Genomic DNA, 26,075 nt, shown 5'->3' with positions numbered 1-26,075 from the left:
CTAAGTGTTTGGTTTGCGATACCAGTGTCACTGGTTGGTGTTTTATGTAATCTTATTGTAAATAATATTGTAAAGATTAATGCAAATAGTTCTCATTACGTGTATTTTGACTGCGAATTTCGGGGGAGCTGGTTTCCAGCGCAGAATCAAAATGAGAGCGGTTTATGAAGTCTATTTCAAAACATGCCAAGTTAAATGTGCTAGCAATTGCGATTGCGAGCGTATTTAGTGCTAATGCCATGTCAGCAACAGATCCTGAGGCCTTGGCCGCAGCGATTGCAAAACAAGAAGCAGAATTAACTGCACTGAAAAGCCAATTACAACAATTGGCCCAGCAGCAAAAGCAGCAGGAAATTGAAGTTCAGCAGCAACAAACTGAGCATCAGCAAGAGCTGCAAGCAGTTAAGTCAACAACAAGTAAGTGGGATAAGTTTTCATTCAAGTCATATGGTAGCGCCATTTACACCAGTGATGAGTATTTCGATAACGTGCAAGACACTTCGCCTGAGCGTCGCAGCCGTTTTGACCTAGAGCGCATTGTAACTGAGTTTGGCTATCAGTTTAATGATGAATGGGACATGGAAGTTGAGATTGAATACGAACATGGTGGTACAGGTACATCGTTAGAATATGACGGTTTTGATGAGTTTGGTGAGTTTGAAGCCGAAGTCGAGGCTGGCGGTGAGGTCATGATCGAAAAGGCCGAGATCCGTTATCGCCCAAGTAAAGCATTTGGGGTGAAGTTCGGTAATATCCATCTGCCAGTTGGCTTAAGTAGTACGCTACACAAGCCAAGCCAATACCTTACGGTGCAACGCCATAAGAGTGAGTCGGCTATGTTACCAGCTGTATGGAATGAAAATGGTATTGGTATTTTTGGTGAGATGGCCGATTTCCATTATCAAGCTCAGGTAGTCAGTGGCTTAAATTCAGAATACTTCAGAACTTATGATTGGGTCGCGTCAGGCCATCAAAAGCGCTTTGAGCATGTTAATGCTGATGATTTGGCATATGTCTTACGCCTAGACTATGGCAATTTCAAAACAGGTTCTGCGATAGGTGCGTCTTATTATTATGGCAACACCAGTGGAAATCGACATAAAACCAATAAGCTAAGTTCAGATGGTACTGTTGAGATCTTGTCTGTAGCTGGTGCTTTTGTGGAAGGTCCTTGGACACTACGCGGCCAATATCTATACGGCACCTTAAGTGATAGCGACGCCATTACTCAAGCTAACAAAACTACACCGGGCTTAAAGCCGGGTAACTTCGCTCAACTGGGTTCAAAGTCAGAAGCTTTCTTCGTTGAGGCTGGGGTTGATTTAGGCCATTTCACACCTGTACCTATTACTATTTTTGCCAATATCGACTACTCAAACCCATTGAAAGAAGTTGAAACTGGTGTTGCGACCAAACGTTATGAAAACACTTGGATTAGCGCCGGTATCAACTATTTCCCTATCCCTGAAGTTGTTATCAAGGCGGAAGCCGGGGTGCATCAGGTTGCAGTGGCTGCGATTCCAGATACTAATTTCTTCGCACTCGGTGTTGGTTACCAGTTCTCACTTTAATTTGCACAAATGACATTATAAATGGAGTTTTCATGAAACACTTTACTCATTCAGCGCTAGCAATTGCCCTTATTTCAGCCCTTACTGCTTGTGGCGGCTCAGGCTCGGACGACAACTCAAGCGTAGCACCTGACAAGAGCTTTACTTTTGCTGCAACTGAAATGATTACTAATCTAACGGATAACGTTATTGTTGCTGGTTATACCAACCTTGCAGATAACGGCGAAGCCATGTTCCAAGCAACGCAAACGCTTGTTAACTCGCCTAGCCAAGCTAACTTGCTGGCAGCGCAAGAAGCGTGGAAAGCTGCACGTGAACCTTGGGAACAAGGTGAGTCACATATCTTTGGCCCGGTTGATTCTCTAGGTATCGATCCGCATCTTGATAGCTGGCCGCTAAATACCACTGACTTAACGACGGTTCTAGCTAATAACACTGGTTTTGATGCCGATACAATCAAGGGCTGGAACGATGATGTTCAGGGATTCCACACAATGGAATACCTATTGTTCGGTGACGGTGTTGCTGATAACGCAAAAGATATATCTGAGCTTACAGCTAACGAGCGTGACTATCTTATGGGGCTTGCAGAGGTTTTCCGTGATTATGCTAAAACACTCGACGATTCTTGGAAAGTAAGTCATGACGGTCAGAGTGGTAAAGCTTATGGCGAGCTACTTAAAAATTCTGGTACCGATGACAATACATTCTATAGCTCAGAAGTTGGCGTCGTTGAAGAACTCGTTAATGGCATGATCGGCATCGTCGATGAAGTGGGTAATGGTAAAATCGCTGATCCGTTTGGGGATTCACTTGCTAAAGCGGATACCTCAAAGGTTGAGTCACAGTATTCTTGGAATTCTTTAACTGACTTTAGCGATAACATTATTGGCGTGCGTAATGTCTATTTAGGTGAGTTTGAAGGTGAAGCCGACAAGCAAGGGATCAAAGACTTCGTTAATGCTGCAAACCCAACGCTTGCAAGCCGTGTTGAAACTGAAATTAATACTGCAATTACTCAAATTGAAGCGATTTCGGGTGATAGTAATATGCCATTCCGTCAAGCGATTAGCGACGCTGATGGTCGTGTACGTATTCAATCTGCAGTTGATGCACTTTCAACGTTACAAAGCAGTTTAGAGTCTGATGTTTTGCCATTACTTAAAGATTGGAAAGTCTAAGTAAATAAGATATGAGGAGGCCTAATAGGCCTCCTTTTTATTATGTTAATTCCCTTGTTTTATAAGTGGTTAATTAACATTTTATTTCGCAAATTAGATAAAGTATTACAGTGTGTGGAAACGTATATGGCAATTGAATCGAATACAATAACAACCACAAGTCTGATTAATCATCTAGCACCGTGTTTCAAGCTTAAAGCAGGTTTGCTTAATGGTTTAATGGTACTGGGGATCGCAAGCTTGACAGCATGTGGAGGCTCGGGAGACGACAGTACGCCGCAACCGGAAGAGAAAGTCTATCCGGCTTATACCGACATAAAAGCAACTGGGGGGGACACTACCACATTTGATGCGTCTGAATCTGGCCATGGTTTTTCAACCCCCGCGCCAAACCTTAGCGCGGCCGAATTGGAATTGCATCTTGAGGGCGATTTAGGTTTTGAAACCGCATTTACCACGGCACCAAATTCGGCTCATCCCGAACTCGATGGTTTAGGGCCTGTATTCAATAACGCTGATTGTAACTCTTGCCATCAACGTGATGGGCGTAATTCTACGCCAATTGTTCCGGCTGGGGCTTCACGAGTAAAATTGGGCTCAGAAGCCGGGATATTTCTGAGGATCAGTAAAGCACCAAATGAACCCTGTGTAACCGGTACTTCAGCAAATGATTACTGCGCGCCAATCCCTGTCCCTGATTTTGGTGGGCAGCTTTTTCACCGCGGTGTATTGCAGGCACGACCTGACTGGCAGCAAAATCAGTTTATCGGTCAAGCTGATGTTTACTTGTCCTATGAAACCAAAGTCGTGACCTACAGTGATGGCGCGACAGTGACCTTGAAAAAACCGCTATTTGACGTTGAAAACCCCTATGACGCGCCGGGTGAAACTAAGTTGAGTAGCAATGTGACGTCTAATTTACTGCAAGATGATGTGCTGATGGGCTGGCGTAATGGTATGCCGGTGTTTGGCTTAGGTTTACTTGAAGCTATTCCTGAGGCTGAGATTTTGGCAAATGTGGACGCTAATGATAGCAACCAGGATGGCATTTCAGGTCGAGCTAACTATGTGTTTGATGCTGTAAAAGCGCAAGCGGGCGCTTCAAATCCTGTATCGCTAGGTCGCTTTGGTTGGAAAGCCAACACCCCTAGTGTGAGAGTACAATCCCTAGGTGCGCTGCGAGGCGATATCGGTATCACTAATCCGCTGTTCCCTGATGAAAGTGTGGCTGGCACGGCATTGCATGACTCTTACCTTACTCGTACCGGTTTTGTTGATACTGGCTCGGATGTGAATGGCGAGCCCGAAGCGAGTGCTGAGTTTAGCGATTCAGTTGTATTTTATGCTGAAACCCTTGCTGTACCAGCTAGACGCAATGTCGATAATGCTGGTGTGCGTGAAGGTGCCAGATTGTTTGAGCAATTAAATTGTAGTGGCTGCCATACTCCTAGCTTTGTTACCAAGGCGAGTGGAGATATTGGCGGTACAAGTATGATTGAAGGGCATAAGAGCCAAACGATTTATCCATTTACCGATATGCTATTACACGACATGGGTGAAGAATTAGCTGATGGTAGACCTGACTTTTTGGCTGATGGTAATGAATGGCGTACTCGACCTTTATGGGGAATAGGTTTAACTCAAACTGTTAATCCACAAGCTGGTTTTTTACATGATGGCCGTGCGGCTACATTAGAAGAAGCCATTTTATGGCATGGTGGTGAGGCGGAAAAAAGTCAGCAAGACTTTATGGCTTTAAGCCATGAAGAACGTTCGCAAGTTATTGATTTTCTAATGTCGTTATAATCAAAAATTGAATAACTGACCGCAGACATTATCGCGATTAAAACAGTGGGACTACCTCTTTTGAGGAGTCTCACTGTTAATTTTGTGAAGTAGATAAAGCAAATTTGATTTATTCCCCCGCTCCTCGTGATCTGTTTCATGTAATCTTTTAACCAAATCACCTATGATTTATTCATTAAATTCATTCGCTTTAAAATTAATACTTCGGGGAGATGTCTGGTGAGCAAAATTCTTATTGTTTATTCAAGTGTACATGGCCAGACGCGCAAAATTAGCGCCTATCTAGAAGATAAGCTAATAGCCGCGGGTAACAGTGTTACGGCTATGAATATTACCGATAAAGTGGATTTAGCTGAGTTCGATAAAATTATCATTGGCGGTAGTATTCGTCATGGCAAGCATAGCGCTGCCGTATATGACTTTATTGAAGCGAATCAAACGGTATTAGAGCAAAAGCCAAGCAGCTTTTTTTCGGTAAGTTTAGTGGCTCGTAAGCCGTTAAAAAATACTGCTGACACAAATCCTTATATGCGTGCTTTCTTTGAAAAATCGCCTTGGAAGCCGCAGTTAGCTGAAGTGTTTGGTGGTAACCTTAACTACCCAAGTTATGGCTCTATGGATAGAAATATTATTCGCTTTATTATGTGGATCACTAAAGGCCCTACAGCAGCGGATACTAATATTGAATACACGGACTGGAATAAAGTTGATACTTATGCTGAATCCGTTAACCAATTAGTTGTTTAGAAATTAAAAGGCAGAAGCTTATGGCGCAGTCTATGTTTAAACGCTTAGCGAGAAAATATATTGATTTGCAACATGTTTTAATTATCCTCACTTCTGCTTACCTGATATTTACCAGCAGCTGGATCTTGATAGGGCGCAGCCTGCGAGCGAATGCGAGCATTTGGGATACTAGCCATGTGTATCTTGGCCTCGTTGGCGCTTTTCTATCTATTACCTTTATTATTTCCAATAGCCTTAAGGGAAGGTGGCGCCAATATTTTCCGTGGCTAGTCGCTGATTTCTCGCAGTTAAAAGCCGATGTTTTAGGATTATTTAAAGGCAAAATACCAATTGCTGGTGGGCGAGGGTTATTCAGTATTATTGAAGGCCTTGGCATGCTGGTCTTCTTAGCTGTGGGTGTTACTGGAATACTTTGGTTTGCGACGCAAGGCAGTAGTGATGCGCTGATGTGGCGTAGTTATCATATTAGTTGCGCCCAAGGTTTTATTGGCTTTATCGTATTGCATGCGATTTTTGCTTGCTTGCACTTGCTCGACTTTATTCGTAACTAACCATAAACCACAGTCTAAAAATACTTAGCTTGTTTGTCGGTGGTTAAATATAGTCCAAACAATGCTTTTAAATCTGTCGCTATTTCTTTAACTTAAGTACAAAGGCACTTAAGTTAGGAGTCAGTGTGCGGCCAACCATAGTCCACTTAATTGATGATACTAAACTCGGTGGCGTTAACTTAGCGCTGCAAAGTCTCGCTGCCTCAAAGTTAAACCTTTCTTTCTATTTTAAATTGATATTTTGCCAATTTAATTACCCGCAATTTAAGCGTTATCATGCTGATGTCATTGTTATTCACGGCTCTATTAGTTGGCAAAAACTGCCGGCTTTCCTCGCTCTAAAACTTGCCAATATTGGTACCCCCATTTTTTATCAAGAGCACCATTATAGTCGAGAGTTTATGCATCACTGTGTGCAACGTCCGGCTCGATTTAGGCTAATGCTCAAACTAGGTTACGCCTTGATGAGCAAGGTATTACTGGTATCGAAAGCACAGGTAGATTGGTTAGCAGATATCGATGTGCTTTCGCCACGCAAAATGGTTTTAGTAGGGCAAGGTAAGCAGCTAAAGGACTTTGTTTCTCTACCTAAAGCCACCAGACATCAACCGTTGAAACTCTTGGCTTATGGCCGGTTAAGCCAGCAGAAAGGGTTTGATATGCTGATTAAAGCCATGACCAATCTGCCGAGTGATAAAGTTGAGTTAGCGATTGCTGGCGAAGGCGAACAGCAAGATACATTATTAAGTTTAACTAAGCCGTTAAAGCACGTGCATTTAGTGGGAGAGGTCAGTGACGTCCCCAGTTTTTTGGCCTCCGGTGATGTGGTCGTTGTTCCCTCTCGATGGGAGCCTTTTGGGTTGACCTGTCAGGAGGCTATTACTGCTGGACGGGGCGTGATAGTAGCAAATGTTGATGGTCTAGCGGACCAAGTTGCAGACTTACAGCAGCGAGGTGATGGTTATCAAGTGATCAACGAGCTTACCGCTGCTGGTATTGAGCAGGCTATTTGGCAAGTTATAGAGAATAAACATTTTGAGATTAATACTCAGCAACGTTTATTAGGTGAGCAGGCATGGAAGGCTGTTTTAGACAACTGGCAACGTCTGTTAGATGAGACATTACCTTAGGTCGCAGTTCTTGAGTGGTTATAGTTAAGTTAAATGGCAACAAAAAAGGCGCTAATTAGCGCCTTTTAAAATCATTTTATAAGCTCAGTTTTACTTATGCTCAAGTGCTAAGTAGTTCATTAGGTCGATAAGTTCGCCTAGTGTACGAATTGAACCCATATTGATTTGGTATTTGTCGTTAACGATGAACGAAGGTACGCTTTGTACTTTAAATTCACGTTGCTGAGTGCGCCATAGTGCAAGTTTAGCGTCAGTTTCTTTGCTGTCTGCAGCAGCATCATATTGCTCAGCGGTTACACCAAACTTAGCAAATACAGCTTTGATATCATCACGGCTTTTTAATGGCTCATCATGTTTGTGGCCTGGTGCGCTATGGTCATGTTTTTCGCCGTTATCGCCTTGGATAACTTTAAACATCGCGTCAGTTAATGGCTTTTGGTTATCTAGTGTTTGGATAACAGCTAGAGAACGCATGACTTCGGTATTGATTTCAGTGTTAGCAAAGTCCACGTGCTTACTATCAAAAGCGACCTTTTGGTTTAGGTTTGCTTTGATATCTGCCATGTACATTTTTTCCATATTAAAGCAGTTACCACAGTAGAACGAGTAAAACTCAGTGAGCTTTGGTTCGGTACTTGGCGCTTTATTTGAAACAACAGTGAAGTGCTTACCTTCAACAAATTGTGCGGCAAAGCTGCTCAGTGGAGCAACGGCAAGTGTTAACGCTAAAGCAATATGTTTAATCAATCTAGTGTCCTCTAAGTGACGTCTATATAAGTGGTCGAGCGATAACGAATAATACAAATATTATTCATCCGTTACAGCAAATTACATTGTTGTTAAGAATAAGCCCAGATGCTTAATTATGACTGAATTTGGCGGTTAATACAGGCTCTAGAGTGTGACGCGTATAGTGATTTTAAGCGGAAGCTGAAGATTTCATTTTAAACTTTGCCTCGCTTCACAATATCAATTAAATTTTGGTTGAAAAACTGCTGTTGCGGGAACTTATTCAATATTGCTAGTTTGTGGTTATTCTTGGTTTAATATTGGCTAAAGTCCAGCTTTGAGGGGGAGCCGAGCAGTGCAATGCAGTGCTCGGCGAGGTTATTGTTCACTATATATGCTGCTTTGAAACCAAACAACAAACGAAAACGCGACCGAAACAAGGTTTCGGTCGCAATAAGAGTTAGGAAGGCTAATGTGGTTATTTCATGGTGACAAAGTCATCAAGTAAAATGACATCAAAAGCGCCACTAGTCGTGCTGTCTACAGCGGCTACGCCGTAAATGCCGCCATTTTCTAAACTGATTGGTAGTGGACCAATAGCAACGGTTTTGGTGCCAGTCACAGTGACGCTAACAATGTAATCGCCAGCTGGGACACTTAAGCTACCTGAAGACGCTTTGAATGGAACATCAGTCAATGCTGGTGTTGCTTCAGATATATCGTCCGTCTCGGTTAAGTAAACATCTACGTTGGGTGCTGAGTATGCCGCGTGAGAAACGGTTAGCTTGGCTTCAGTTGCGACCATACGAGTGTCTTCCATAATAATCCATGGTGCAATCATGTTGTCAGTTAATGAGCCTGTGGCCAAAATTGAGTAGCTCATTCCGAGTGCTAATTCAAACGGTGCTTTATCAATAACTACCACGCTGTTATCGGCATTGGCTGCAACCGTTGCCGTGTGCTCACCTTCTGGAATGTTGACGTATCCTGCAATCCCTTTAAACATAAGATTGCTTACGGCAGCAGTTGCGCTGTCATCTAGAAATACATCAACAGCGGGAGCGTCTGCCACGGCATGAACCACTCGGATATCACTGCCACTTGCAGCATCGTTGAGTAACACCTGACCTTCTGGTAAAGCAACAAGTAAAGCGACAGGGGAATCGCCTGACCATGTATTTGGAATGGCGGTAATAAAATAGTCACCAAGTGCTTCTAGCGGCACTGTACCAGAGTCATATACTGCTTGTTTTAATCCCGCTGCAGTAATGCGGATTTGATAATCTGCTGCCGCGACTTCAAGCTGCGGGCTGGCATCCATGTAGTTTGCTGAAAGTGTTGGCTGCATCATACTGATATCTGCGCCTGGCTCAGTCACATAAACATCGACTAACCCGACGGCCGGGCTGGCATGAAGAACTTGCACGCGAGCATAGTTAGCTGCAATGTCTTGCTCTGGGTTCGCTATTACTTTTAGCATTAATGAGTCATCGGCCACACTACCTAGTGCTACAGCAGTATATTCGGTGTCCGCTTCAGCAGCCAAGTCAGCACTCAATACAGTGGTTGTAGTGCCGTCTGGGAGCTGGGCATCTACAGCAACAGCATAGTTGCCACTTGGGACAGTCGCTAGACCGCTCGACATTGCGTAGTCTACGTCATCGATAAAACTGTTACCGTTGGCCATAATATTAACCAATGGTGCATCACTACCGGCATGAATGACGCGGATTTGAGATTCAGCAATTTCTATCGGGTTGCTAGGGGTTGGGTTGTCATCGTCATCACTACAGGCTGTTAGGCCTAGAATCGAAATAGCCACAACAGACATATAGCGGGTTATTGGCATTGAAAAGTTCATTTTCGTAATCCTTGATGTTTGGTTTCGAAGAAGTATTACGCAATGACATTTTTATAAGATCAAAAAATTAACAACTTTTTTACTTTGCCATGAAATGGCTGCCGGAAGGTATGGATAATAAGCGGGGCAAGGCTATTGATATGCCCCGATTTTTTGATGAAATTAGCATTAATTTACGAGTCGACAACCACAAACGGTGTTACTGGGTTGAAATAGTACAACGGCAAAGTCTTTGCCTTCATCGCGTTCTAAAACCCGCACGCTTAGGTTATGCATGCCTTTTTTATTGAGGTTTAAACTGCTGACATAAGAAAGGTATTTATAGTGTTCTGGGGCAAGGTCTAGGTTTGAGTGGGGGAACTCTTGCTTAGTTTTGACTGAAATATCGTAAAGCATATTATCTAAATCGATGCTATTAACTTGTCCTTGCATTGATACAGAACCTGCAGAGTTACCTTCTAAGTCAAAGTAGCGATAATTAATTTGCGCTTGACCATCTTTAGAAAAAAGATCGACTAGAAGATAGTGTTTATTATCTTCTAGTGATTGCTGTCGATTAAATAGCTCGGAGCTGCAATTAAGCATAAAGCTTGGTGGCTTAACGGTAAGTTTATAGATGACTCCTAGACAAGCGAGCAAAATACTAAGAATAACGATGTTTATAGCCCAGCGCCAAGTTCGGCTCATTATCTGCTCCTTGTTTACTTGGTAATTCGTAATTGGTGGCTTAACCACAAATATCAACAGCTTGTAACCATTGCTGATTAATAAACTGCTTTGGTTGGCGACGATCACTAATCTTCAAATTACGGATCATCGATTGACCAAATTGCTCACCACGTAGAGTGATGTTGAGCACTTGTTTATCATGGGATAGAGAAAGATAAACGTTCTTCCAGCTTGAGAGATTGCATTGGCTAAAGCTCAGTAACATTGTTTGGCTCAACTCGGTTAATAAACCATTATTGGTTTTAGAGTGAGCATATAAAATCACATTGACTGAGTGGCCTGAGAGAGTCTTAACAGAATTACTTTGCAATGGTATCGGAGCTGAATTTACTAGGTTCTGGTTGTCGTAAATAGCCCAGCTGCTGCATAGGACAATAGCTAGAGCTAATGAAATCCCAGCCCATAATTTCGCCGAAGAGACTTTACGCTGTGATGGAGTATCGTTATTTTTACGGCAACGATGGTGGCGTAATAAATAGCCCTGCCCTTTTACGGTTTCTATAAGTGACTCATACTGTGGACCAAGAAATGAGCGAAGAGTGAAAACCGCACGAGTTACTGATGAGTCGCTGAGAGGCTGTTGTTCGCCATTACCTACTTTCAATAAGGCTTTAGCGACTACTTTACCTTGATAATCAACTAATAATGTTAGAACTTGTAGCTCAGCTCTTGGCAGATGCCAGACGTGTCCACTGTCTAAATTGATTAGTTCTTCTCTATCAATATCAAATCTACAATGTCCTAATTGCATCTTTGTCGCCTTAGTTAAGCCCCTCTATCTGGAAAGTCTATGAACTTAAACTAATGAAGTCTGTGATCCTGATACTTAAGTTTGGCTGGCATGATAAATTTGAGCGTTGTGCAGAAGCCTAAATAGCTAAATGAGAGCTTAGTCACGTAAATTCATACAATTAATTAACTTTCTGCAACATGAATATGGCTGCAAATGTCCGATAATAATGTGATTTACATCATGAATGTAGAGCTGGTGTTGGCCAGAGTGTCCTGGTTGTCAGGTTTTTTAATACCTAAATTTAGAAATCTTCTTGCTCTAGCTTCATCGGCCTCAAATCACACTTTTAATTTTTCCATTTCTTAAAGTTAACCCATCGAGTCGTTATCCAAAATTTGAACTCGTTTACTAACCGTAATAAGCCTTAGGGCTTATAAGCAAAATAAAATGATGATGGATATGGGGTGATTATTATGAGTATTGATAGACGTCAGGCACTAACTAAAATTATCGGATTAAGCACTGCAGCAGCTGGCGCAGCATTAGTTGGAACCTCTGCTTTTGCAGCTACTGATGCGGACGGCAATTATCGCTTAGAGATGGGAGAAAAGCTTAAGTACGTGCCACTTGATGCAATGGCGACCGCAAAGCTAGCTTATGAAACTGGCGGTGGCTGTATGCATCAAGTATTTCACTCAATTATTACTATGCTAGCTCAGTCTAGCAGTATGGATGCGGAAAAGTTTGCCACTATTCCTACAGCCTTAGCGGGTTATGGTTGGGCTGGTATTGTTGGCCAGGGCACCATTTGCGGTAACTTGAATGCTGCTGGCATGTTGATCAACATTTTAGATGATATTAATGGTCAAAATGATGCGGTGATCGGTGGCTCATTCCGCTATTACGAAACTGAAGATCTGCCGCTTTCATCTGATGAGTTTGTCGCTGGGATTGGTTCAACTGCGGAGAAGAGTATAGAAGTTGGTAGTACCTCGGTCGCGAATAGCCCTCTATGTCATTCATCTATTAGTAACTGGTCGGCAGCGTCGGGCAAAGTATTTAAAGAGAAAGGTGAGCGCTGTAAGCGTTTATCAGCCAGCATGGCGTATCACATTGTAGAGCTACTCAACCGTGCCTATAGTGGTGAAGATTTATCGCTTCTACCTGAAACTAAGCCATCTGAAGACGCACAAGCGTGTCAATCTTGCCATGGTGTCACGGAGACTATGGGCCCAGCTGCAAGTGTGAAAACAGATATGGAATGTACTACTTGCCATACTGGTCACTTTAACTAAGGAGTAAGCTATGAAGGTCAAATTACTGAGCGCCCTCTTGGTAAGCTCAATCCTTTTAGTTGGCTGTGGAAGCGACAACGATGATGTTACTGAGCCCCCTGTTGTTGTGCCGCCACCAGCAGATGATGCCATTGATATCGATGAAGCTAGTGCGATTGTAATGAAGCTGGCCAGTTTTGATGCGGCTACAGGAGCGTTAACCTTTAGTTTGCAAGATGCAGATGAAAAATCTATCTCCAAGGCGACTGATTACGATATATATTACTTTGGTTATCCAGATCCAAGCTCACCGTCAACGAATGCAAAAGCTTGGAAGCGTTGGCATGTTACTCAGAGCTATAAGTGTGATTCCAGTGCAGATGAAGAGTGTGTTGGCGTGTTGACTGAAACTGCAATCAAAGGGCAATACACGTTTGAGGCGACGGACTTAGATTTAGACTCTCAAGCAGCAGCTGGCGCGTTGGCGCTGTATAAAGTGGCAATTCAGATCCATGGCGCGCTGGCGAGTAATGAGATTGAGCTTATTGAAGCTGAAGAATAATGTCATCTAAAAGGGGAGTTCGCTTCCCTTTATTTCATTCCCTTGATTGAATGCCTGCAATAAGCGCCCTAGTTCAATGCTTATATCTTGATAGTTTAAAGCCGTAACTCTCCTCTAGGTTACGGCTATTTTTACTTAGTTTTAATGTGCTGCGTTAGCTTCATCGAAACTGTGTTGTTTTAACAGCTTACGTTCGATAATACTTGAAGCTATAAACATTGCTAAGTAACCAAACCCTAGCGCTAAAATGACTGCAACTACATTATCTGTAAATAGTCTGAGTAGATAAAACATACTTAATAGTGTCGCGACACCAAGCAGGCGGATCATTAAGCTTTGTAAAAATAATCCATGGGCCTTGATATACGCCACTTGAAATGCATTGAGCATCATAAAGCCGAAAAACAGCGAGAAGTGTAGTAACACTGGCGCCGCTTTAGCGTAAGTTTGCGGGAAAATAAATCCGACAATTTCATCACTAAATAGAACTAATACCAATAATAAACTGGCGCTGATAGCCAAACTTAATTTAAAGAACCAGCGGCGAATTAAGGCGATTTCTTGGTGCTGTTCATGGCGTAAGCATTGGGCTATTTCAGGCAATATATAACGATATACAGGGAACACAAAAAGCATAGTGAAATAAGCGAGTACTGGACGTACAACCACCTGAAAATCACCTAACTCATCGATAGTGAAATAGCCGATGGTAAGCAGTACCGCTGCATAAATCATTAAAATACTCGCGCCGACTTCCAACGATGACATCATGCTCTTTTTGACAAAGCTCTTCATTTTTTCATCGAGCTGTACCGGTGCTAGCGGTGTAGTGGCGATAAGCTTTCTACGTTGGATAAACATATAAGTTGCCACTGCAAAGTTAGATAGCATCAAGCTGAAGAATAGCGATGCAACCGCAGTTTGGCCGAAAAGGTAAAAGCAAACTAAAAACAATAATACTTGTACTAAGGGTTCTATCCAGATCGCTTTGTTGGCGATATCGTAGAGCCGGTACATGCCTATCTGGTTAGTAAAATAGACTTTAAAGCCCATGCCAAGAATCACACCGACTAATTGAATGTATTCAACATCAATATTAAGCTGATGTTTTATGTAGGGTAGAACTAATCCCCACGTAAAAAGCACCATGGTGATTAATGAATAGCGAAAGATATTAGTAATGTCGGCATCATTTTTCGTTTGGGAAAAACTCACCACCATAGATGCACGAAAGCCACTTAATAAAATCAGTGACATAGAAATAATATCGACCACTGTGTGGTAAAGAGCAAGATCGCTTTTATCAACCCATTGCGCCAACCAAATTTTAAATGCTAATCCCAAAGACATGCTGGCGAAGGTTGCCCAAATCGCGCTAACAAAAGCATTTTTAACCCGCTGAAAAGAAGACTCTGTCATGATATGGCGTTACTCAATGTATAGAAGGCAGTACGTTTAATGGACCCAAATATTAACCATTAATAGACGATGCGCTATAGCAAATGTGTAAAGCTGTGAAGTGACAATTGTAAAGTATCGATAGCCAAAGAAGGTACTATCGATACTTATTCTAGGTTTACAACCTAGTTGAATGGCTAATCAAATACACGTGGGCAGGCCGAGTAGTCGTTAAAGGCATCATCCCAGCGCCTAACGTCATTTGCGCGACGCCAGCGGCCATGCCAAAACTCCATCATGCAGCTGCCGTCCCCAATCTCGACTAAGAAAGTATCCTGTTCTTGTACTTGGTCATAGGGCGGATAGGTCTGGCTCTTGCCCCAAGTTATTCCACCGCGACTGTTTGCCCATATTTGCCAAAAGTCATCTAGAGTTAACCATTGTTGGGTTGATTCTTGCCAAGCCATCGCTTGGCCTGCTTGCATTTTGACTTGGCCATTATGCTCGCCGCTTGCCTGAGCAGATGCATTTTGTAGTGGAGTTAACAAGAGTAAGGCAAAGCCAAGTGAGGCGAAAAGTCCTATTTGGAAACGTTCTAATGCTCGAGTCATATTTTTGAGTCCTGTTATTTTATTATCGGTTTAATGATGCGAGTAACTATGTGACTCTAAGCATAGACCCTATAACTGTAAGTTTATGTTCACCGTGAGGCGAAATTATTTCAGTACCAAGCCTGTAGCATCGTCAAGGAGTGTAAATGCTAAAAATGAAAGCTATTAAAGTCCAAATGAGCTTGGCCTGTTTCTATTTAATATCGGCCTATTCTGCCATGGCAGCCCCGGCTGCTAATGTTAAAACTACAATTGATAGAGCGGAAACACCTAACAATGTAAAAGAGAAATTGATTTTGCCTTACCTGTTTAGCACTGACTCTATGGGGCTAAACTTAGGGGTTGGCGGTATGCTAAGTGGCTATTTTCAAGATCAAATGACCATTGGAGGCACTGTGTTTGGTGGCGAGGTAAGCCAAGGTGCAGGACTTGGTGTTTGGAACTTTAAATTACCAAAGACGGAGCGCTTCTTTTTAAGTGCGGTCGGATTTTTAGGCTATTACCCTGATCAGAGAGCCTATGCGGGTGGTTCAGCTGAGTTTATTCCTGCGGGCGTAGCGCTGCCCGGAAGTAATAGTTCGAGTAATCAGCAATTTTTAGAGGCTGATGGTTCTTCTAACTGGCTTGATATCAAACTTGAGTACGCGCTGCCTATGGGGGCAACAAAAGACAAAGGTCGAGTCGAGTATAAATTGGCTGGTGGCTTATTAGTGTCAGAACCAAGTGGTGGTAAACAATGGGATCCGTTAACAACGGGCTCGACTGTCATGGTGCTGCGTCAGTTTAATCGCTATCAAAGTTTTGAATTTGAGCCGCAGACTTTAGAAGGCAGCATTCATGCGATAGAGCTTGGGATCTTATACGACAATACCGACTTTTCGGTGAACCCAAGTTATGGCAGCAGCCAATATCTTTCGGTATCAAGGGATATATCTTGGTTAGATTCAGATAATCAATGGACTTTTATTAATCTTGATATGAGTAAATATTTTTCATTCGGCCCTTCTGACTGGGCAAGTCAGCGTATATTAGCGTTAAATTTTTGGACCGGATATTCACCATCTTGGGAGTTAGAGTTTGATGACCAAGGAGGGCGCCGAGTCATTAACAACGCACCGTATAATGAAGGTGCGACCTTAGGTGGCTTTTATCGGATGCGTGGTTTTGATCAAAACCGTTTTCACGACAAGGCATCAATATACACCGCGGCAGAATATCGTTACACCCTAAAGAATAACCCTGTTGAAGATATTCATTGGCTACGATTTCTGCGCCTCGATTGGTTTCAATTAGTCGGGTTTGCTGAAGCTGGGCGAGTTGCGCCAGAGTATACTGCCAGTGAGCTGTTGTCGGATTTAAAGTTTGATTATGGCGTGTCATTAAGAGCATTGACCGCGGGGATTGTTATTCGATTTGATATTGCTCACTCACAAGAGTCAACCAATGCTTGGGTTATGGTTGATCATCCTTTCTAGTCGCCTTATCTAATAGTGGTTGGCTTCTTATGACCGATAGTCTTATTTTTTAGAATAGTAATCGTACAATTATGCGTTATTTATTCTAATTAATAGTCGTTATTCTAGGTGTATTGATAACGAATTAGGCACACATGATGAAACTACTATCAACACATCAGGCACATAAAGCTATGGATGGTGACGGAGTCAATATTCGGCGCGTTGCGGATTTTACCAAGCTAGGGTTTGATCCATTCTTAATGATTGATGAGATTAAATCAGATGATGAGTCAGACTTTATTGGTGGCTTCCCTGCACATCCGCACCGTGGAATTGAAACTTTTACCTATATTCTAAAAGGCGGCTTTGAACATAGAGATCAACTAGGAAATGTTAAAGCGATACGGGCCGGTGATGTGCAGTGGATGAGTACCGGGAGCGGGGTTGTCCACTCTGAAATGCCGTTAGCCGATAGTCAAGACGGACTGCATGGCTTTCAAATTTGGTTAAATATGCCAGCAAAAGACAAAATGCGTCCGGCGCGCTATCAAGATAGCGGTGATATTGTATTGCCTCAAACAAATCTAGATGGCATACATTTTAAGGCGCTAGCAGGCAGTTGGAATTTTGCCGGTAAGTACTTAAATTCACCATTATCTGAGCTAGCGGGGAAGGCTAAAATTGCCGACTTAACGTTTGCAGCCAATGCTAAGACAGATATCAGTCTTAGTGTTAATCAACTGAATACTGATGATGGATGTGAGCTGCAAAAACGATTTGTGGGGATCTATATTTATAGTGGTTCTCTGCGGGAGGGCTTACAAGTTGCCAGTTTCTCTGAGTCGTATCAAGCAGGACATATATTGGTACTCGATAGTCAGGAAATCATGCCGCTACAAGCTGGAGACGAGGGGGCTGGAGTGCTATTACTGGTAGGCGAACCGATAAATGAGGCTGTTGTGCATATGGGACCGTTTGTAATGAATAGCCAAGCTGAGATCCGTCAGGCTATAGAGGATTACCAAATGGGACGCTTTGGTAATATTGAACAGTGATAGCTCAATACTAATCTAACGAAAAATGCGAGCGAGTAAGCTCGCATTTTTATTGGCTAAGCCTTACTATCCGACAGATAAAATATGTAAGAATTTACGAGTATTTGTACTTGTTTATAACAGTCAGCATTAGGCTAGGCAGTTGATATAATCTCTGAGGAGAGTTAATGGCGTTATGCTTAAATATGTTTTCATTGCCGAATGAACACATTTGTTTTTTGAAAGCTCATCCGCAAACCCTTGATGCATATTTACAAGGGGAACTGCCTGAATGGGAGCCTGCAAAGCAAACTTTGCTAAATAAGGTGCTTCAGTTGCTTGGTAGCAAAGGGGGGCAAACTTTGCCTAGCGATTGGCCATGCACAGCTGTGGTTATGATAGGCCCCACAGCAGATCATCGTAACGTCGACCTTTATCATTATATTTTAAATGACACGGAAGAACGAGTTAAAGGCGCCGGCAGTTTGTTCCAAACTTGGCTTGATATTCATAATCATGACGCTATAAAGATGGATAGCGAGAGCGAGTCTTTTGCGTTTCAAAGCCAGCAATTACCCGCTTTACAAGTATTGTTGTCAGTGCTGAATGAGCAAACGGTACGCAAGAGGTTTGATGCTTGGCTGGATATTCATAACCCTGATTACTTACCTCTAGAGCCAGAGTACCAACAGCTTTGCCAAGGATTTGAGCGATTTAAGCTGAATCTAGCCAAAGCGATAGATAAAGATTTAGGCTTGATGTGGGTAACACAGTAAAAGGCATGAGATTGAAAAAAGGGTTACAGCATGAGTTTATTTAATTTTGGCCTAAGCGCCGATAAGTCGGCGGTTATTTATCGTGAACTAGGTAAAGATGCCGAGGCATTTTTTAAAGCGATGCAGGCTGCTGAAACCGCATTTTTTAGCGAAATAACAACGGCTGAAAATAAGCAAAAACTTGATTGGCTGCAATTGCGAACGGCTTTAATTACACGTATTGATGACCGCCATTTATCAAAGCTAGCAGATTTTAATGTTGAGCAGATCCAACATGTATCACCTAAGTTTAATGGCCAACCACGGCAGATAACAGTGGTAACGCTTGATTCGCTGCCAAGCGCTATCGCTGATATTAATGGGCAAGCTTGGATCGGCTTTGATACTGAAACTGCAGCCACTTTTGAAAAGGGACGTCGTAATACTAACCCTATTTCATTGATCCAAATTGCTACGGTGACGCATTGTTACTTGTTTCGTATGCAGGCAGAAAATATAGCGGCGTTTAGCGCAGCGCTGGCGCCGGTTTTAAGTAATGAACAGACTTTGAAAGTCGGTATCGGGCTTAGAAGTGATATTAATGCAATTAAGCGAGATTTTAACATTGCGATGTCGGCAATTTTGGATCTCAACTGGCTGATGAATCAACTCGGCGCACCTAAGCAGTTGGGAACGCAACAAATGACGGCAACAGTTTTGCGGTTAAAAGTGCCTAAAAGTAAAAAGGTCACCTTATCAAATTGGGCGAAGCCATTATCGGAGCCGCTAAGTGAGTTACAGCTACAATATGCTGCAGCTGATGCTTTTGTTGCTCTGGATATTTTACACGGAACTCTCGCTCAGATTATTGATTATAGTGAATTATGGCCTAAGTCTCTGTTGCAGCGTTTACTTGAGCTAAACATGGTTGAAAAGGAAGTCACTAAATGAATTACAAAGGCCAATTAGTAAGATGGAACGATACAAAAGGCTTTGGTTTTATTGCACTGCAAAGCAATATGGATGGCCCGCGTAAAGAGGTGTTCATTCATATATCGGCACTTGCAGGTGCTGCTCGTCGCCCATTAGTTGGCGACAATATAAGCTTTCAAATAGAGAGTTTAGAGCAGGGTAAGCAAAAAGCAGTACAAGCAAAAATTGAAGGCTTAGATATACTCGATACGCAGCCCACTAAGCAACAAGCGGATGGGGTACAGCACAACAAGATCATTAAAGGCGTATTAATGCGCATCGTGATTATGCTGGTGGCGTTAACGGTTGCAAGTTTTGTCTATAATCGTGCGGTTGCTGCAAGTGCTAATTTAAGCATCGTTGCTACATCAGGTCCTATCGGCAGCATGGGGAGTGAGGAGCTCAAGCTAGCATTTACGCAGCAGAAGAGCGATATTCAAGTACAAGCCTCAGGTGTTGTCAGCAAAGTGCTTCCTGATGATAACAAAGGCAGCCGTCATCAACGATTCATTTTACGGTTACCCCATGGGCAGACGGTGCTCATTGCTCATAATATCGATTTAGCGCCGCGGATCCCTAATTTACAAGATGGCGATGCTGTGGAGTTTTACGGTGAATATGAATGGAATAAGCGTGGTGGAGTAGTGCACTGGACCCACCATGACCCTAGAGGTAAGCATATTGGTGGTTGGTTAAAGCATAATGGACTTACCTATCAATAAGGCTAATTGATAACGCTGGATTTACTGGGGTAATAACGAGGCGTTGAAAGCAGATGTATTAGTTAAATGCCAGATAGTCAAAAGGGGCAAAGCCCTTCAGCTTTTGCCCCTTTTGTTGTTTGCGGTTGTAAGACCCTTTGCCTTTTTTTGGCTTTTCAGTTCGGGTTCTAAATAGTGAACTGGTAACAATAGCCTTTAAAGCGTTATCTTTTATTACGCCGCGACCACTTTCATGCTCAATCGCCGTATTAGTTTGATGTTTAGCCATCAATATCTCCTTGTGTAAATTGCTTCAATTAAAATAAAAAAGCACCACCTTATACCAATCAGTATAAGAATTTGCTCAACTCAGAACGATTTTTGGCAAACTAATTCAAGGCGAATAGCTGCAATAATGGTTATTCCCTTATAAAGGTATTCAACGCAGAAGTAGGCAGCCAAAAACGTTCCAGACTGGCGAGTTTTAGCGATTCTAATGCTGTGTTAACGAACTTGAACGTAGAACAACTATGCTCTTCGCTCGTTGCCTTGCCTCAAAACCGCTAAACTCTCGCTGAGTGACTAAATGTTTATACTGATTGGTATTAATAATCGTTGCTTATCACGTTATTAAGGTAGTGCGATTATACGCCGTTTTTATCGGGCGACTAGCAATTTGTTGCATCATTTTTCAGCGTTTTCTTGCTGTAGTTGATGCTTTGATGAGATTAAAATATTAGCGTATATAGGTAACCAGCAGCGATTGCCATACCTAAAATAACTGCTAAAAATGCCGCTATCATTTGATTCTTAAAGATAGATTTTAGCAAAATAACTTCAGTTAAACTTGCACCCGCACTACCAATAATCAATGCCATTACTGAGCCTAACGCCATACCTTTAGCCACTAATGCTGAACTTAAAGGGATCACAGCCTCTGCACGAATGTAGAGTGGGATACCAATCACAGCAGCAATTGGAATGGCATACCAAGTGCCTTCACCAGCGTACTTCGCAATCAAATCTGTAGGAATAAATCCGTAGATGAATGAGCCAAGTAAAATACCAATCATTAAGTAAGGCAGTACTTGTTTAAAGTCTTTCCAGGTTGAGCTCCATACCCGCATCCAGCGGCTATCCTCTTTCACTACAGGGCTTGAATCACAGCAACTTGTAGTGGCTTCAACTTTTGGTACGTTGCAGCTTGTCGCTGCGGTAGGTGCGGCACAACAACTTGTGGCAGCAGCTACAGGTGCAGCTTCTAGCTTGGTGTCTTGTTTAGGTGCAGCACAACAACTGGTTTCAGCTTTAGTTTCTACTTTTGGTGTATCACCGCAGCTTGTGTTGCAGCTTGACGGTTCTGCAGCTTCATAAGCTTCAGGTTTTACATAACGCTCAAAACCAAGTTTTTCAAGCACGTAACCCGCAGTTACAGATACAGCCATAGCGACAACAAAGTAAAATAGCGCGACTTTAAAGCCAAAGGTCACGATAAATAGACCGATAATAATTGGGTTTAATAGTGGGCTTGAGAACAAGAACACCATCATAGGACCAAAACCTGCTTTTGCTCTTAATAGACCTTTTAAGAAGGGAATGGTCGAGCAAGAACAAAATGGCGTAATGGAGCCCAGTAATGCTGCAATGATATAGCCTTTGCCCTTTTTTGAACTCAGTATCGACTGAATCTTTTCTGGCGGAATATACTCTTGCAGTATGCCTACAATATAGCTAATCGCTAGAAATAGAAGGGTTAATTCAGCCGCCAGAAATAAAAACATTCCGGCAGTATCTTTGGCCATAGCCATGATTTCAGGAGTCATAATAGTTACCTCTAAATTTTCTTTTTGTTATTACCGGAATTACCGAAATAATGAAGTTGGGTAGATAATAGTCCGATTAAAAAAACTGTCAACTATTATTTCGAATAATATGGAAATAATTTGAAGATGTTGTTTTGTTGAGTTGGCAAGTGTGGTTCGGCTGTTTAAGGGCTTGATAAGTAAATGAGCAAGTCGATGCTCAATCTTGTTGTTATCTTTGATCTTCTCTATGATTAAAAAAACATGAAATTGAGAGAGTTACCATGCTTGACGCAATATGCTTGTTCGATGAGTCGAACCCTATTACGTATTCAGTTTTTAAATTCCAAAAACTCGATGAGCTCGATATTGAAAAATATCGTCAAGCATTGGTGTGCCCAGTTTGTGCAGGAAAAGCCTATTATCGTAAAGCCTCAAAAGACGGTAAAGCTGCCTGTTTTGGCTCTCGCTACCATCAATCTGATTGTCGTGAGTTTAAGCCTTCAGCCGCAAAAGTGCGTGAAGAGCAGCATGCAATCGAGGTAAATCAGCTATTAGTTGATAGTGACGCGATGATTATTGATTTTAGCCATAGGCCAAGTATTGAGAATACTCAAGCGGATAAGTCTAAAAAAACGGCTGTTGCTAAGGTTACTGATAATAAGCCAGCTGCAAATAAGCACGTTGAGGCTAAGGCTTTAAAGCCTGAGCAACAAGAGGCTTTAAAACCAGCATCGGCGTTGCAGGTTGAAGAGCAAACCCAAGCTAGTTCAGAAAAGCGTATTGCTAAAGAAGGGCTTGAAAAAATACTTAATAGTTTAATGCGCGGCAGTGATCTCGCCAGTTCAGAACTTTGGGTATATACCGATGAAAAATATCGTTGGCGCGCTAAAAATCTATTCGTCAATTTTGCCGACGCAACACCCACAGATAATGGTTCTCCGCGGATGTACTGGGGCACCATTTCTCATACCGATAAAGAAGGGCTCTGGCTCAATCCGGCAGATAGCCAAGATGTAGGTATTCCGATAGAAGGCATAAAAGCTGATTTACAACAACGTTTCGGCCTTGATGATAGGCGTGATTTTGAAGGCGCTGGGATAATTCTGCTAGGAAAGTGCTTTTGGAATAAAGCCAAAAACCGCAAAATTATTCAGTTGTGGGGTAAAGACTTGAATCGTATTTTTATTTCTAAGTCGGAAGATAGCGAGTAGCGGTTAATCATAAATCAACCAAGCTGATTAATTCCTGCTGAGATTTTGATGCTTTTTAGTCAAAACCTTCTACAATTTGATGTTGAGTTTAATGATATTTAAGTTAATGTTTTCATGTGTTTGGGCTTTTATTTCATCCAAGGGCTATAAAAATTCACTCATTGGGGATATTTATTATTGACTCAGGGGCAAATGGGGATTATTTTCTGCGCGATGTTTTTACTAGGGCGCTAAATATTGCCCGTAAAATTCAAGGTATCGGCAGGTATCTCAACGGTAGAGCAGCAATTAAACTTCGCAAATAATTGTGTAAGTTTGGTGATTAATTGCCATTTTGGCACTTTATTATAAGGACATTAGCGCATGTCAGAACCGACAGCCTTAAGTCTTATACCACCAGTGGTGGTATTGGTGTTAGCAATTGTGCTACGCCGCCCAATTCTCTCTTTGATTATCGGAGCATTAGTTGGCTTGGTCATGTATGACCCGAAGAATTTGCTAACTAATTTCGCAGATACCTCTTTGTCAGTGATGGCTGATGAAACCATCGGTTGGTTGATTCTAGTTTGTGGTGGCTTTGGTGCCTTGATTGCTCTGCTTGTGCGTACAGGCGGTTCAATGGCGTTTGGTCGTTATGCGCTAAAATTTGCCAATGGGCAAAAATCATCGCTGTTTATGACCTTTATTTTAGGCGCCATTATCTTTATTGATGACTACCTCAATGCGTTAACGGTTGGTTCAACCATGAAGCGAGTAACTGATAAGTTTAAGGTCTCACGTGAGATGTTAGCTTATGTGGTGGACTCAACGGCGGCGCCAGTTTGTGTGCTAGTTCCTTTATCGACATGGGCGGTATTTTTTGGTGGTTTGCTAGTTGATAACGGCATTGCAGCCGAAGGCCAAGGTATTGCTGTTTATATGCAGGCTATTCCATATATGCTTTACGCATGGCTTGCTGTTGCCATGGTATTACTGGTGATTCTAGGTATAGTGCCTGCATTTGGCCCTATGAAAAAAGCGCAATTGGCTGCCGCTCAAGGTGAACCTGCAATTAAGCAAGTGGATTTAGATGAAGTACAAACTTCAGATGAGTACGCGCTAAAAGCCATTGAAGATGAGTTTAAGCATGCCGATGACGGCGGCAAATTACACAACTTCTTCGTGCCTATTTTGTTGTTAGTTGGTTTTACTGTTTACTTCGACATCGATGTACTAAAAGGGTTGATCGCCACATTAGCGGTAACTTTGCCTTATTACGGTTTGCAAAAACTGATGCCATTGTCAGAGATGATGGAGCAGATGATTGATGGCTTTAAGAACATGCTACCTGCAATCGGCACTGTGATTGCCGCGTTCATCTTTAAAGATGTATGCGATAAATTAATGCTGCCGCAGTACGTGATTGAGAGCTTAAGTCCGTTTATGACGCCGCAATTATTACCTGCAGTGGTGTTCTTGAGTATGTCGATTTTGGCATTCGCAACAGGTTCAAGCTGGGGTATTTTTGCAGTATCAATTCCGATTGTTATGCCATTGGCGCAATCTGTTGACGCCAATATTCCATTGGTGATTGGCGCGTTATTGTCTGCATCATCATTCGGTAGTCAGGCATGTTTCTACTCCGACTCTACGGTACTGGCCGCTCAAGGCTCTGGCTGTAACTTAGTTAGCCATGCGGTGACTCAATTACCATACGCATTGCTTGCGGCAGGTATGACATTTGTCGGCTTCTTGCTAATGGCATAGGTCATGTAAAGCACCTAGCCATGCAGAGAGGGCGACACGTCAAAGTGTCGCCCTTTTTATTGCTAAAAATGTGCCGTTTCTGTAGCTTTATTTTAAAACAGGGAGACGTACAATGATTAGACTAGCGACAGCAAAAGATACACTGGCGATATGGCAGGTTAGAACGCAGGCAATCTTAACCTCATGTGTAACGGATTACACCGCAGAAATCGCCAGCAAGTGGGCTCACTCGCCTATGCCGCAAGGCTTCGATATGATACTGCTCAAGCTTAAAGCGCTGGTGTTCGTGCAAGATGGAAAACTATTAGGCTTTGGTTTTATCGACGTGGAGATTGGCTGTCTAGAGGCATTGTTTGTTGCGCCCGAAAGTCATGGTTGCGGCGTAGGCAAAGCGATTGCTAGGGAGCTAGAGTTGCAAGCCATTGCAGCAGGGCTTAAGTCTTTATCTTTGTCGTCATCACTTAATGCCTTATGTTTTTATCAAAGCTTAGGTTACCTAGCCGAAGCACCAACAAGTTGGCAGCATCCACTCGGGTTTGAGCTGGCATGCGTACCTATGTCTAAAGCGTTGTGATAATCGTGCAACTTTTTCAGCTGAAAGACATTAGCTGGCTACAGTTTCAACGAATGCTTCTCTAAGTAGCTGGATCAAGGCTCGCGTTTTTTCTGGTAAAAACTCCTTATATGGATAAATCAAGGTGAGCTTGACTTCTGGGAGCTTTTCTTCAGCTAAAACCAGCTTTAATTCTCCTGACTGCAGTGCGTCTCTGACTAAAATTGTCGGCAATATTGCAATGCCGTTACTGGTACTCGCCATATGTTGAATAAGACGAAGATCATCGGAGCACAACCTAAGTGTTAAGTTGTCGGGCAAAGATGATTGGTTATAACGACTAACCATAAGTGAGTGATTGGCGAGATCGCTAAGCTCTGTGATACTTGGATGACTTTGCAGGTATTGCTGTGAGGCAACTAAACTGCTGGGAAAACGCAGCAGTGTTTGTTGCACATAGTCCTCGTTCTGCACTTTTACCCCATCGGGTAAGATCTGAATATCGACATTTTGTCTCTTAAGATCAATGCTCTCTTGGCAATGCAGAACCTCTAGCTGTACGTCTGTAAATTGCTCAAGGTACTTTTCTAATAAGAGAGCGAACATATTTGAGGTAATAAGTGCGGCAGGTACCGCCACTCTTAACACGCCTTGTACTGACTTTTGTTGATTACTGAGTAACTTGGCAGCTTGGGCGACACCCGTTAAAGGCTGGTTGATTTGCTGATATAGCAAACGGCCATTTTCAGTGAGCTCTATCTTACGAGTGGTGCGAATTAGTAGCTGGCAACCTAATGACTTTTCTAGCTCTTGTAAGCGTCTGCTGACTTTTGAACGTTGTAGGGATTGCTGTTTAGCTGCTGCGCTGATCCCGCCATGCTGCACAGTCAGTACAAATAGCTGTAAGTCATCCATACTAATATTCATTGTCCTACCTGTAGGTTGTAAGTGGCCTATT

Annotated in this window: 25 protein-coding genes; 16 read left to right on the top strand and 9 right to left on the bottom strand. The window is 42.6% G+C overall.

The features are described 5' to 3' along the window. Positions 1-164: 164 nt before the first annotated feature. The 6 genes from AB4298_RS01580 to AB4298_RS01555 all read left to right on the top strand — a co-directional run bounded on the left by AB4298_RS01580 (position 165) and on the right by AB4298_RS01555 (position 6,986). Positions 165-1,571: a putative porin gene (locus AB4298_RS01580; RefSeq protein WP_371985520.1), complete on the top strand. Its 1,407-nt coding sequence runs from the start codon at positions 165-167 to the stop codon at positions 1,569-1,571. A 32-nt stretch (positions 1,572-1,603) separates the two neighbouring features. Continuing rightward, positions 1,604-2,752 (top strand): imelysin family protein, encoded by a 1,149-nt coding sequence (locus AB4298_RS01575; RefSeq protein ID WP_248998833.1) that lies wholly within the window; start codon positions 1,604-1,606, stop codon positions 2,750-2,752. A gap of 219 nt (positions 2,753-2,971) precedes the next feature. Continuing rightward, positions 2,972-4,558 (top strand): di-heme oxidoredictase family protein, encoded by a 1,587-nt coding sequence (locus AB4298_RS01570; protein WP_248998979.1) that lies wholly within the window; start codon positions 2,972-2,974, stop codon positions 4,556-4,558. Positions 4,559-4,777: 219 nt separating this feature from the next. Next, positions 4,778-5,305 (top strand): menaquinone-dependent protoporphyrinogen IX dehydrogenase, encoded by a 528-nt coding sequence (gene hemG, locus AB4298_RS01565; RefSeq protein ID WP_248998834.1) that lies wholly within the window; start codon positions 4,778-4,780, stop codon positions 5,303-5,305. Positions 5,306-5,325: 20 nt separating this feature from the next. After that, on the top strand, positions 5,326-5,856 hold the full coding sequence (locus AB4298_RS01560) for a cytochrome b/b6 domain-containing protein (protein WP_371985519.1): 531 nt from the start codon (positions 5,326-5,328) through the stop codon (positions 5,854-5,856). 125 nt (positions 5,857-5,981) lie between these two features. Further along, positions 5,982-6,986, top strand: coding sequence for a glycosyltransferase (locus tag AB4298_RS01555; protein ID WP_371985518.1), 1,005 nt, complete (start codon positions 5,982-5,984; stop codon positions 6,984-6,986). 90 nt (positions 6,987-7,076) lie between these two features. On the opposite strand, the gene AB4298_RS01550 is transcribed toward AB4298_RS01555, so the two are convergent. The 4 genes from AB4298_RS01550 to AB4298_RS01535 all read right to left on the bottom strand — a co-directional run bounded on the left by AB4298_RS01550 (position 7,077) and on the right by AB4298_RS01535 (position 11,056). Continuing rightward, positions 7,077-7,733, bottom strand: a complete 657-nt coding sequence (locus tag AB4298_RS01550; protein ID WP_371985517.1) for a thiol:disulfide interchange protein DsbA/DsbL — start codon at positions 7,731-7,733, stop codon at positions 7,077-7,079. A gap of 460 nt (positions 7,734-8,193) precedes the next feature. Then, the gene (locus AB4298_RS01545; RefSeq protein ID WP_371985516.1) at positions 8,194-9,576 is read right to left on the bottom strand and encodes a DUF4397 domain-containing protein; all 1,383 of its coding nucleotides are present in this window, start codon (positions 9,574-9,576) and stop codon (positions 8,194-8,196) included. 168 nt (positions 9,577-9,744) lie between these two features. Further along, positions 9,745-10,263 carry a hypothetical protein gene (locus AB4298_RS01540; protein WP_248998839.1) on the bottom strand — a complete coding sequence of 173 codons (519 nt, stop codon included), beginning with the start codon at positions 10,261-10,263 and terminating at the stop codon, positions 9,745-9,747. 40 nt (positions 10,264-10,303) lie between these two features. Beyond that, positions 10,304-11,056 (bottom strand): winged helix-turn-helix domain-containing protein, encoded by a 753-nt coding sequence (locus tag AB4298_RS01535; RefSeq protein ID WP_371985515.1) that lies wholly within the window; start codon positions 11,054-11,056, stop codon positions 10,304-10,306. Positions 11,057-11,511: 455 nt separating this feature from the next. Here AB4298_RS01535 and AB4298_RS01530 point away from each other — a divergent pair, with 455 nt between their 5' ends. Beyond that, entirely contained in the window at positions 11,512-12,333 is an 822-nt protein-coding gene (locus AB4298_RS01530; RefSeq protein ID WP_371985514.1) for a cytochrome c3 family protein, read from the top strand. Positions 12,334-12,343: 10 nt separating this feature from the next. Next, positions 12,344-12,874: a hypothetical protein gene (locus AB4298_RS01525; protein WP_371985513.1), complete on the top strand. Its 531-nt coding sequence runs from the start codon at positions 12,344-12,346 to the stop codon at positions 12,872-12,874. 141 nt (positions 12,875-13,015) lie between these two features. On the opposite strand, the gene AB4298_RS01520 is transcribed toward AB4298_RS01525, so the two are convergent. Then, positions 13,016-14,293 (bottom strand): lipopolysaccharide biosynthesis protein, encoded by a 1,278-nt coding sequence (locus tag AB4298_RS01520; protein WP_371985512.1) that lies wholly within the window; start codon positions 14,291-14,293, stop codon positions 13,016-13,018. A 176-nt stretch (positions 14,294-14,469) separates the two neighbouring features. Continuing rightward, on the bottom strand, positions 14,470-14,883 hold the full coding sequence (locus AB4298_RS01515) for a hypothetical protein (RefSeq protein ID WP_371985511.1): 414 nt from the start codon (positions 14,881-14,883) through the stop codon (positions 14,470-14,472). Between the two features lie 146 nt (positions 14,884-15,029). Between AB4298_RS01515 and AB4298_RS01510 the strand changes: the two genes are divergently transcribed. The 5 genes from AB4298_RS01510 to AB4298_RS01490 all read left to right on the top strand — a co-directional run bounded on the left by AB4298_RS01510 (position 15,030) and on the right by AB4298_RS01490 (position 19,823). Next, positions 15,030-16,358, top strand: coding sequence for a BamA/TamA family outer membrane protein (locus tag AB4298_RS01510; protein WP_371985510.1), 1,329 nt, complete (start codon positions 15,030-15,032; stop codon positions 16,356-16,358). 137 nt (positions 16,359-16,495) lie between these two features. Further along, positions 16,496-17,395, top strand: a complete 900-nt coding sequence (locus AB4298_RS01505) for a pirin family protein (protein WP_371985579.1) — start codon at positions 16,496-16,498, stop codon at positions 17,393-17,395. Positions 17,396-17,562: 167 nt separating this feature from the next. After that, positions 17,563-18,150, top strand: a complete 588-nt coding sequence (locus AB4298_RS01500; RefSeq protein ID WP_248998846.1) for a hypothetical protein — start codon at positions 17,563-17,565, stop codon at positions 18,148-18,150. 30 nt (positions 18,151-18,180) lie between these two features. Continuing rightward, on the top strand, positions 18,181-19,080 hold the full coding sequence (locus AB4298_RS01495) for a 3'-5' exonuclease (protein ID WP_371985509.1): 900 nt from the start codon (positions 18,181-18,183) through the stop codon (positions 19,078-19,080). After that, positions 19,077-19,823 carry a DUF3465 domain-containing protein gene (locus AB4298_RS01490; RefSeq protein ID WP_346347781.1) on the top strand — a complete coding sequence of 249 codons (747 nt, stop codon included), beginning with the start codon at positions 19,077-19,079 and terminating at the stop codon, positions 19,821-19,823. Before AB4298_RS01495 ends, AB4298_RS01490 begins: the two co-directional genes overlap by 4 nt. A 58-nt stretch (positions 19,824-19,881) precedes the next feature. Here AB4298_RS01490 and arfA read toward each other — a convergent pair whose 3' ends face one another. Together arfA and AB4298_RS01480 are read right to left on the bottom strand one after the other, a co-directional pair. Next, the gene (gene arfA, locus AB4298_RS01485) at positions 19,882-20,091 is read right to left on the bottom strand and encodes a ribosome alternative rescue factor ArfA (RefSeq protein ID WP_248998848.1); all 210 of its coding nucleotides are present in this window, start codon (positions 20,089-20,091) and stop codon (positions 19,882-19,884) included. A gap of 439 nt (positions 20,092-20,530) precedes the next feature. Next, a complete protein-coding gene (locus AB4298_RS01480) occupies positions 20,531-21,625 on the bottom strand; it encodes a permease (RefSeq protein ID WP_371985508.1) in 1,095 nt (364 codons plus the stop codon). A 263-nt stretch (positions 21,626-21,888) separates the two neighbouring features. Between AB4298_RS01480 and AB4298_RS01475 the strand changes: the two genes are divergently transcribed. The 3 genes from AB4298_RS01475 (at position 21,889) to AB4298_RS01465 (ending at position 25,138) form a co-directional block, all read left to right on the top strand. Beyond that, positions 21,889-22,818 (top strand): hypothetical protein, encoded by a 930-nt coding sequence (locus AB4298_RS01475; protein ID WP_371985507.1) that lies wholly within the window; start codon positions 21,889-21,891, stop codon positions 22,816-22,818. 363 nt (positions 22,819-23,181) lie between these two features. Beyond that, positions 23,182-24,564 carry a Na+/H+ antiporter NhaC family protein gene (locus AB4298_RS01470; RefSeq protein ID WP_248998851.1) on the top strand — a complete coding sequence of 461 codons (1,383 nt, stop codon included), beginning with the start codon at positions 23,182-23,184 and terminating at the stop codon, positions 24,562-24,564. 112 nt (positions 24,565-24,676) lie between these two features. After that, positions 24,677-25,138 (top strand): GNAT family N-acetyltransferase, encoded by a 462-nt coding sequence (locus AB4298_RS01465; RefSeq protein ID WP_371985506.1) that lies wholly within the window; start codon positions 24,677-24,679, stop codon positions 25,136-25,138. A gap of 30 nt (positions 25,139-25,168) precedes the next feature. On the opposite strand, the gene AB4298_RS01460 is transcribed toward AB4298_RS01465, so the two are convergent. Then, positions 25,169-26,044, bottom strand: a complete 876-nt coding sequence (locus AB4298_RS01460) for a LysR family transcriptional regulator (protein WP_371985505.1) — start codon at positions 26,042-26,044, stop codon at positions 25,169-25,171. Between the last annotated feature and the right edge of the window lie 31 nt (positions 26,045-26,075).

The organism is Shewanella sp. 10N.261.52.F9, from assembly GCF_041471165.1.
GTDB lineage: Bacteria > Pseudomonadota > Gammaproteobacteria > Enterobacterales > Shewanellaceae > Shewanella > Shewanella marinintestina.
The sequence above is the reverse complement of the archived record's forward strand: the minus strand, read 5'-3'. Positions and strand labels throughout refer to the sequence as shown.

Bases quoted from the DNA above. Each gene is read 5' to 3' on its own strand.
- AB4298_RS01580 (WP_371985520.1), top strand. From the start codon at position 165: ATGAAGTCTATTTCAAAACATGCCAAGTTAAATGTGCTAGCAATTGCG.
- AB4298_RS01575 (WP_248998833.1), top strand. From the start codon at position 1,604: ATGAAACACTTTACTCATTCAGCGCTAGCAATTGCCCTTATTTCAGCC.
- AB4298_RS01570 (WP_248998979.1), top strand. From the start codon at position 2,972: ATGGTACTGGGGATCGCAAGCTTGACAGCATGTGGAGGCTCGGGAGAC.
- AB4298_RS01560 (WP_371985519.1), top strand. From the start codon at position 5,326: ATGGCGCAGTCTATGTTTAAACGCTTAGCGAGAAAATATATTGATTTG.
- AB4298_RS01545 (WP_371985516.1), bottom strand. From the start codon at position 9,576: ATGAACTTTTCAATGCCAATAACCCGCTATATGTCTGTTGTGGCTATT.
- AB4298_RS01540 (WP_248998839.1), bottom strand. From the start codon at position 10,263: ATGAGCCGAACTTGGCGCTGGGCTATAAACATCGTTATTCTTAGTATT.
- AB4298_RS01535 (WP_371985515.1), bottom strand. From the start codon at position 11,056: ATGCAATTAGGACATTGTAGATTTGATATTGATAGAGAAGAACTAATC.
- AB4298_RS01530 (WP_371985514.1), top strand. From the start codon at position 11,512: ATGAGTATTGATAGACGTCAGGCACTAACTAAAATTATCGGATTAAGC.
- AB4298_RS01525 (WP_371985513.1), top strand. From the start codon at position 12,344: ATGAAGGTCAAATTACTGAGCGCCCTCTTGGTAAGCTCAATCCTTTTA.
- AB4298_RS01520 (WP_371985512.1), bottom strand. From the start codon at position 14,293: ATGACAGAGTCTTCTTTTCAGCGGGTTAAAAATGCTTTTGTTAGCGCG.
- AB4298_RS01515 (WP_371985511.1), bottom strand. From the start codon at position 14,883: ATGACTCGAGCATTAGAACGTTTCCAAATAGGACTTTTCGCCTCACTT.
- AB4298_RS01510 (WP_371985510.1), top strand. From the start codon at position 15,030: ATGCTAAAAATGAAAGCTATTAAAGTCCAAATGAGCTTGGCCTGTTTC.
- AB4298_RS01505 (WP_371985579.1), top strand. From the start codon at position 16,496: ATGAAACTACTATCAACACATCAGGCACATAAAGCTATGGATGGTGAC.
- AB4298_RS01500 (WP_248998846.1), top strand. From the start codon at position 17,563: ATGGCGTTATGCTTAAATATGTTTTCATTGCCGAATGAACACATTTGT.
- AB4298_RS01495 (WP_371985509.1), top strand. From the start codon at position 18,181: ATGAGTTTATTTAATTTTGGCCTAAGCGCCGATAAGTCGGCGGTTATT.
- AB4298_RS01490 (WP_346347781.1), top strand. From the start codon at position 19,077: ATGAATTACAAAGGCCAATTAGTAAGATGGAACGATACAAAAGGCTTT.
- arfA (WP_248998848.1), bottom strand. From the start codon at position 20,091: ATGGCTAAACATCAAACTAATACGGCGATTGAGCATGAAAGTGGTCGC.
- AB4298_RS01480 (WP_371985508.1), bottom strand. From the start codon at position 21,625: ATGACTCCTGAAATCATGGCTATGGCCAAAGATACTGCCGGAATGTTT.
- AB4298_RS01475 (WP_371985507.1), top strand. From the start codon at position 21,889: ATGCTTGACGCAATATGCTTGTTCGATGAGTCGAACCCTATTACGTAT.
- AB4298_RS01470 (WP_248998851.1), top strand. From the start codon at position 23,182: ATGTCAGAACCGACAGCCTTAAGTCTTATACCACCAGTGGTGGTATTG.
- AB4298_RS01465 (WP_371985506.1), top strand. From the start codon at position 24,677: ATGATTAGACTAGCGACAGCAAAAGATACACTGGCGATATGGCAGGTT.
- AB4298_RS01460 (WP_371985505.1), bottom strand. From the start codon at position 26,044: ATGAATATTAGTATGGATGACTTACAGCTATTTGTACTGACTGTGCAG.